The following is a 6,170-nucleotide window of genomic DNA, read 5'->3' as shown; positions in this document are numbered from 1 at the left end:
ACTACATCTGTGGGGGCACCGGTCAGGCCGTGGCGGGGGGGCACTACATCTGCGGGGGGCACTACATACCCCGCTCTTGGGGTAGGTGATGTAGCGAGCGCGGTTGCGGCCTCCTCGGGCGATGCGAGGCGGTAGCGGGTGGCCCGAGCGCGGCCTCCAGTAGGTCCGCCGTCCTTGCCGTACCGGCGCCCGGGTTCGACCACGACGAGCAGCCCGGCCGCGTCGAGCCGGCGCAGGGCGGTTCGCAGGGCGGTGAGTCCGAGGCCGGTCGCGGCAAGTAGTCCGTTGCGTGGCAGCACGGGTGTCGGGGTGCTGTAGGCGTCTGCCTGTCGCACTGCGTGCGATAGGACTGCCCGTTGGGCGTCGTCGAGTGGTGCGTCGGCGTCCTCGACAAGTGCTGTCGCCGCGGCGATGCGTCGGTCGGCGTCGGCACGGGCCTGCGCGGGTCGGGAGGCGGTGATCTCCAGCGCCTTGGCCCATGCTCGGGCGACGTCGGCGCGTACTTCTCGCGCCTGGCGGTCGCGGCCGTTGTCCGGGTCGACGACGAGCTGCGTCCCCAGGCGGCTACCCCGGGCCGTGATGTACGCCGCTAGGTCCGTCTCGGTGTGTCCTCGCTGGACTGCGCTCATTGCGACCCGCACCAGTGCCTGCCAGACGCCGCGGTTTCCCCTGGCGTTGTACGTCCCGTCGGGGATGCCATCGCGGATGAGGTCGACGATGGGCCCCGGGAGTGCCCGGCGGCCCGTGGCGCCGCTCACGACGCCTCTGGGCGCTGGATGCTCCCGAGGTACTCGTCAGTGGCGACCCACACGCGCCTCAGGCCGCCCCGGCGCTCGCGACGAGGTGACGCCTGGACGTGCAGGGGGCGGATGATGCCGCGCCGCGCGGCGTGGGCGAAGACGGCTCCGAGGAGTTGAGCGGATGCCGGATCCCCTGCGATGGCGCGGACGGAGTCGGCCGTGATCTCGCGGCCGGACGCGGCGAGATGCTCAAGCGCCGCCGTGAAGCCCGCGCTGGACCAGGTGTCGGTGGCGAGGACTGCATCGGCACCGTCGAACGTCCCGGCCGGTAGTGGCGCGGCGGGCGCGGCGATGGGCAGCAGTGAGAGTTGCTCGCCCTCAGCAATCTGTCGTGGGATGATCGGACAAGCGGCGTCCCCTCGCCCCTTCTTCGCGGCGTCCTGTCGGCTCAACCCTTCCCCAGGGTCCGGCAGGGCGCCGCGCTCGTCGGTGCTCACGCCAGCACGAGGCCTGACCGGAAGAGGAGACGGAGAGTGTCCCGCTGCCGCTCCCCCAGGGGCGGGGCGTCGCGCACGAGTTCATCGATCGCGACACGGACCCGCTCGTCATCCATCCGGGTGCTCACGCCGCACCTCCCCCGATCACGGCCTCGACATCGCTCACCCGAACCCGGACAAGGCGGCCGATGCGGACGCATGGAAGCTCACCGCGCCGGATCATGCGCCGGACGTGCTTCTCACTGGAGCGGAAGCGTTCGGCGACCTCGTCAACTGCCAGGAGTTGGGTCATGGCGCTCACCTCGGGGGTCTTGGATTCATTCAGGGGCGTTGCTGTCCCTTGGAGTCCACCTGTGACGCCGTACAGTTGGCGACGTGAGCGATCAAACCCACCCGCCTGACCTGATCGACCAGGTCTCAAGCGGGACCGTCACGCACAGAACGACAGCCGCCGCCACCGAGGCACTCGGACGGTTGCTGCGGGCGGCAGGTGTGCACGACGCACTGACGGTCGATCCGGCAACGGGCGTGTTCGCCAAGTACGTCATGGAGCGCCGTGCTGGGCGCCGGGGGTTCGACGAGCGCCGTTGGCTAGTCACCGGCCATGTCGACCGGGATGACACCGGGGCACTCGTCGTGCGCAAGCTGGCCATCGAGTCATGGCCGGGTGATCCTGTCGAGCCGATCGACGCAAGGACGTTGCGCTCGATCTCCACGCAGAGCCTCGTCGCGGAGATCGGCCGCCGGTTGGCCAGCGTCGACGGCTTGCAGCGGGGCGCGTACTCCACCGCGACCGGCAAACCGTCATCCTGGGAGGGGCCGCCGCCCATCCGAAAGGCGATGCGCGGCCGAGCGCCGGGCCGCGACGCGTACCTGCGAGACCTAGCAAGGGCTCGGACGTCTCTGTCCGGACCCGGCATCCTCCGCCAACTCGGCGAGCTCTTTCCCGACGAGGATGAGAACCCGACACCTGAGAACACCATCAAGGGACACCTCACCGAGGCCAGGCGTGCCGGCTACCTAGCTCTGGTGTCCCAACGAGACCGCGGCAAGAGAAGCGGTCGCCCCCTAGGCGACGCCTAGTTCGTTGGCTTCCATGTGACCTCGACGGTCGCGGGGTCGAATGTCCTGACACCGCGGCCTGGTGGGTGGATCACCACGTCGACAAGCGTCGCGGCGACTCTGCGCCGAACCTCCGGGACTAGCGCGTCCCAGGCCGCATGCACGTCGTCGGCAGCCACCAATGGGCCGAGCAGGTCCACACGCCCGGCCTCGGCCATGGAAGCGTCCAGTGCGGCTAGGCGGTCCTGTACGTCGGCGGTGATGCGCTCAAGTTGCACCGCGGTGACCGCTCCTCGTGCGAACAGACCGGCCGCCTCATCCAGCCGACCACGTAGCGCTGTGCGCTCGACCCTGAGCGCGTCAGCGTCGAACGTGTCGCGGGAGGCGCCCACCATCAGGTCCGCCGCGTCCGCCCTGGCGAGCCTTCGCAAGAGTGCGGCAGTCACGTACTGCTCGACGGGTTCGGCCCGCCGCGCCAGGTGGGCAACGGCCGAGCATCGGATGGTCCGGCGTGCGGAGGCGGACTCCCGTCCGCCGTGCACGTGCGCGCCGCAGACTCCACAGACGCACCAGCCCGTCAGGAAGGCCGTCCCGCCCCGAGGGGGCGTGCGGCGCCCCGGGGCGGTCAGCAGGTCCTTCGTGGCCTGCCAGGTCGACTCAGGGACGAGCCCGGGCCATACGGCGGGCCCGTGGACGTCGATGGTCCGGCGGCCCCGCTCGGGCACCGAGCCATGCCCCCTGAGCCCCGCATATCGCGGGTTCAAGAGCATGTCCCGCAGCGTCGACGGATGCCAGTGTGCGCTGCCCTGCGATGTCGGAACGCCGGCCTCCGTGAGGGCGCGGGCAACCGTTGCCACGGGGACCCCGGCGAGTACCCCTTCGTAGGCGCGCCGGACGTGCTCCGCCTCTGACTCCCGGACGGTGAGGCCGTCTGCCTCGTACCCGAACGGCCTGCGCCCACCGATACGCCGGCCCTGCTCCACCGCCTGCCGAACTGCACGACGCTGCCTGTCGGACTTCTGCTCGATCTCGTGCTGGGCGACGCTCGCGAGAATGTCCGCCGTGAGACGTCCGGCCGGCGTTGACAGGTCGAGATCCGATCCTCGGACGAGTGCGACAACGACCTCGGCCTGGCGCCCCACCTCGATCAGCCGGAGCCGGTCGCGGGCGTTCCGGGTGAGCCGGGACAGGTCCCATGCGATTACGGCACCGACCTCGCGGCGATCCATGGCCTGGATCAGCGCTTCGAACCCGGGACGGGTCTTCTTCCCGCTCGCGGAGAGATCGTTGTCCGTGAAGGTCGCTGCGACGTCCCAACCTCGGGTGGCTGCGAGGGCCCGCGCGTCCTCGCCCTGGCGGGTGACACCGGCCTCGTCACCCGTTCGGTCGAGACTCTGACGGAGATAGATAGCGCAGAACACGTATGTGATGCTATCGTCTTTCTGACGCGGAGCACCCGGTCGTAGCCGCGGATCGACAGCCGGCCGCGGTCGAGCGCCTGGTCCAGCTCGGCCGTCACCGTCTGGCCGAGCGGCCACGCCGACCGCAGCCACCAGCCCGGCACCTCGCAGTTCGACGACCAGGGCGTCCCCGCCAGCCGCTCCCGCTGCGCCGCCCGGGCCTGCGCCACCCGCGCGGCGACCACGGCGGTCGGCTCGGGCGCGACGTCCAGGGCCATCTCCGCCCGGGACACCGCGAGCACCTCCAGGTGCAGGTCGACCCGGTCGAGCAACGGCCCCGACAGCCGCCCGAGGTACCGCCGGCGGGCGAGCGAGGAGCACGTGCACTCGTCGCCCGTGCCGCTCGACATCCCGCACGGGCAGGGGTTCGAGGCCAGCACGAGCTGGACCTGCGCCGGGAACCGGAGCGCGCCCTGCGCGCGGTGGATGACGACCTCGCCGACCTCCAACGGTTGGCGCAGCGAGTCCAGCGCCCTGGGCGCGAACTCGCATGCCTCGTCGAGGAACAGCACCCCGCGGTGCGCCCTGGAGACGGCTCCGGGGCGCGGCCACCCGGTGCCGCCGCCGACGAGCGCGGCCGGGGTCGCCGTGTGGTGCGGGCCCTCGAACGGCGGGCGGCGGAGCAGACCGAGCGACGGGTCGAGGGTGCCCGCGACGGAGTGCACCGCGGTCACCTCGAGCGCCTGCTCGTCGCTGAGGTCCGGGAGCAGGCCGGGCAGCCGCGCCGCGAGCATCGTCTTGCCCGCGCCGGGCGGGCCGAGCAGCAGCATGTTGTGCCCGCCGGCGGCGGCCACCTCGAGGGCATGCCGGGCCTCGGCCTGGCCGAGGACGTCCGCGAGGTCGAGGCGCTCCCCGCCGCCGGGCTCCGCGCTGTCCTCGTCCCCCGCACCGGGCGGCGCGGCACCGGCCCCGACGACCGGCCCCTCCTCGTCGGGCATCGGCTCGCCGCGGTGCAGCGCGAGGACGTCGGCGAGCGAGCGGACCGCGACCACGTCGACCCCCGGCACGAGCCGGGCCTCGCGCGCGTTGCCGACCGGCACGACGACCCGCGGGCGCCCCGACCGCACCGCCGTGAGGACGGCGGGCAGGATCCCGCGGACCGGCTGGACCCGGCCGTCGAGCCCGAGCTCGCCGAGGTGCACCCGGGAGGCGACGGACGCCGGGTCGACCCGGTCGGTCGCGGCGAGCAGGGCCACGGCGACGGCGAGGTCGAACCCGGTGCCGGTCTTCGGCAGGGCGGCCGGCGCGAGGTTGACGGTGATCCGGCGTGGCGGCAACGGGCAGCCGGCGTTCGCGGTCGCCGCGCGGACCCTGTCCCGCGACTCGTTGAGCGAGGCGTCCGGCAGGCCGGTGAGGGTGAACGCGGGCAGCCCCTGCGCGACGTCGGCCTCGACGGCGACGAGGTGCCCGTCGAGCCCGACGAGCGTCACGCACCAGGCCCGGCCGAGCGCCATCACGCCACCCCGGACAGGTGCGTGACCTCGGGGCCGCCGCGGCGCGGCACGAGCACCCCGACGACGTCGATCCGGACCTCGGGCCAGTACCCGTCGTGCGCCTCGAGCCAGGCCCCCGCGAGCCGGCGCAGCCGCAGCAGCTTGGCCCGGGTCACCGCCTCGACGGGGTTGCCGGCGACGACGCTGCGCCGCGTCTTCACCTCGCAGACGACGAGGCAGTCGCCGTCGAGGGCGACGATGTCGACCTCGCCGATCGCGCAGCGCCAGCGTCGCTCGAGGATGACCATCCCGTCGTCGACCAGGTGCTCGGCGGCGAGCTTCTCGCCGTACTCCCCCACCACGTCCTTCACCCGCACGGTGACCACCTCCGGGCGTCACCCTGCCGGGAGCGGGTGACCGCGCGGGCGGCCCGGACAGCCGCCTGTGGACGGTGGGACGAACGGCGGATCTGTGGACGGGTCGAGGCCGTCCGGACGTCCGGATCCGTTCCGCCGCAGACCGTCTCGGCCCGTCGCCCGCCTCAGACCGCTGCGCCCACCCGGTACCCGTCGTGCACGGCGTCCTCGACGAGCCGCGGCGCGCGGGCGTCGCCGACCGCGTGCACCTCGACGCCGAGCGCCCGCAGCGCCGCGACGAGCCCGTCGACCGGCGCGTGCGGCGCGGCGAGGACGACCCGGTCCGCGGTGAGCACGAGCGGCTCGTCGTCGTACCGCCGCAGCAGCGCCGCCTGCGTCCGTGTCGCCCGGTCGAGCCGGTACCCCTCGACGAGCCGGACCCCGAGGTCGCGCAGCCGGCCGAGCGCGAGCGGCCCCGACTTGGAGTTCTCGAGCATCCAGCCGGCCTGCCCGACGACGGGTACGAGCGTCACCGACCAGCCGCCCGCCGCGAGCAGCTCGGCGGTGCCCAGCCCCTTGCGCAGCCCCTCGGTGTCGAGGACGACCGCGGTCCGGCCCGCCC

General features: G+C 73.1%; 6 protein-coding genes and 3 pseudogenes. 1 reads left to right on the top strand and 8 read right to left on the bottom strand.

Annotation, left to right across the window (positions count from 1 at the left end):
- The 3 genes and pseudogenes from EDJALFJO_RS35830 to EDJALFJO_RS26880 form a co-directional block, all read right to left on the bottom strand.
- A pseudogene (locus EDJALFJO_RS35830) lies at nt 1–758 on the bottom strand (hypothetical protein); the annotation flags it as partial.
- Entirely contained in the window at nt 755–1,237 is a 483-nt protein-coding gene (locus EDJALFJO_RS26885) for a hypothetical protein (RefSeq protein WP_088289403.1), read from the bottom strand. The pseudogene EDJALFJO_RS35830 and the gene EDJALFJO_RS26885, both read right to left, overlap by 4 nt.
- A gap of 124 nt (nt 1,238–1,361) precedes the next feature.
- Complete coding sequence (locus EDJALFJO_RS26880) at nt 1,362–1,529, bottom strand: helix-turn-helix domain-containing protein (protein WP_088289402.1); 168 nt, start codon at nt 1,527–1,529, stop codon at nt 1,362–1,364.
- An 83-nt stretch (nt 1,530–1,612) separates the two neighbouring features.
- Here EDJALFJO_RS26880 and EDJALFJO_RS26875 point away from each other — a divergent pair, with 83 nt between their 5' ends.
- Nucleotides 1,613–2,320, top strand: coding sequence for a hypothetical protein (locus EDJALFJO_RS26875; protein ID WP_143448806.1), 708 nt, complete (start codon nt 1,613–1,615; stop codon nt 2,318–2,320).
- Here the strand turns inward: EDJALFJO_RS26875 and EDJALFJO_RS35825 are convergent.
- From EDJALFJO_RS35825 to EDJALFJO_RS34570, 5 genes and pseudogenes are all read right to left on the bottom strand, one after another.
- On the bottom strand, nt 2,317–3,282 hold the full coding sequence (locus tag EDJALFJO_RS35825; protein WP_255392590.1) for a recombinase family protein: 966 nt from the start codon (nt 3,280–3,282) through the stop codon (nt 2,317–2,319). The genes EDJALFJO_RS26875 and EDJALFJO_RS35825 overlap by 4 nt on opposite strands.
- A gap of 45 nt (nt 3,283–3,327) precedes the next feature.
- A pseudogene (locus tag EDJALFJO_RS35820) lies at nt 3,328–3,651 on the bottom strand (recombinase family protein); the annotation flags it as partial.
- Nucleotides 3,537–5,213 (bottom strand): YifB family Mg chelatase-like AAA ATPase, encoded by a 1,677-nt coding sequence (locus tag EDJALFJO_RS26865; RefSeq protein ID WP_233150055.1) that lies wholly within the window; start codon nt 5,211–5,213, stop codon nt 3,537–3,539. The pseudogene EDJALFJO_RS35820 and the gene EDJALFJO_RS26865, both read right to left, overlap by 115 nt.
- On the bottom strand, nt 5,213–5,569 hold the full coding sequence (locus tag EDJALFJO_RS26860; protein WP_088289404.1) for a YraN family protein: 357 nt from the start codon (nt 5,567–5,569) through the stop codon (nt 5,213–5,215). Before EDJALFJO_RS26860 ends, EDJALFJO_RS26865 begins: the two co-directional genes overlap by 1 nt.
- A gap of 164 nt (nt 5,570–5,733) precedes the next feature.
- Nucleotides 5,734–6,170: pseudogene (locus EDJALFJO_RS34570) on the bottom strand (hypothetical protein); the annotation flags it as partial.

It is taken from the genome of Kineosporia sp. A_224 (assembly GCF_002198655.1).
In the GTDB taxonomy this organism is placed as follows: domain Bacteria; phylum Actinomycetota; class Actinomycetes; order Actinomycetales; family Kineosporiaceae; genus R-H-3.
Note: the sequence above shows the minus strand (reverse complement) of the source record. Positions and strands in the feature narration are given on the sequence as shown.

What these genes read in the sequence shown, in the direction of transcription:
- EDJALFJO_RS26880 (WP_088289402.1), bottom strand. Translation starts at nt 1,529, where the DNA reads ATGACCCAACTCCTGGCAGTTGACGAGGTCGCCGAACGCTTCCGCTCC.
- EDJALFJO_RS26865 (WP_233150055.1), bottom strand. Translation starts at nt 5,213, where the DNA reads ATGGCGCTCGGCCGGGCCTGGTGCGTGACGCTCGTCGGGCTCGACGGG.